Raw genomic sequence first — 234 nt, forward strand, 5'->3', positions numbered from 1 at the left:
AAGGAACAGCTGAGAAAAAGAAAAAAACGTCGCGCAAAAAAGCTTCAGAGGCAAAATAAAAAATGGGAATTACGATGCAGCCTGTATTGACTACATCAGCTCCCTCAGGCGGCAATTGGCGGTATGAAGTCAAATATGACGGGTATCGGGGTCTTTTAAAGATTGCTGCGACCGGCGAAGTTTCGCTCATCAGCAGAAACTCACAGCCGCTCGAAAACACATTTCCGGAAATTT

General features: G+C 44.9%; 2 protein-coding genes. One reads left to right on the forward strand and one right to left on the reverse strand.

Going from position 1 to position 234, the window contains the following annotated elements; all coding sequences use genetic code 11:
* A partial coding sequence (locus CH339_RS26025) for a hypothetical protein (RefSeq protein ID WP_245408207.1) occupies positions 1 to 190 on the reverse strand: 190 nt, incomplete at its 3' end.
* Here CH339_RS26025 and CH339_RS26030 point away from each other — a divergent pair.
* Positions 162 to 234 (forward strand): hypothetical protein (locus CH339_RS26030; RefSeq protein ID WP_368731671.1); only part of this gene is annotated, 73 nt, incomplete at its 3' end. The two genes, CH339_RS26025 and CH339_RS26030, sit on opposite strands and share 29 nt — an antisense overlap.

The organism is Rhodobium orientis (assembly GCF_003258835.1).
GTDB classification, from domain to species: Bacteria; Pseudomonadota; Alphaproteobacteria; order Rhizobiales; family Rhodobiaceae; genus Rhodobium; species Rhodobium orientis.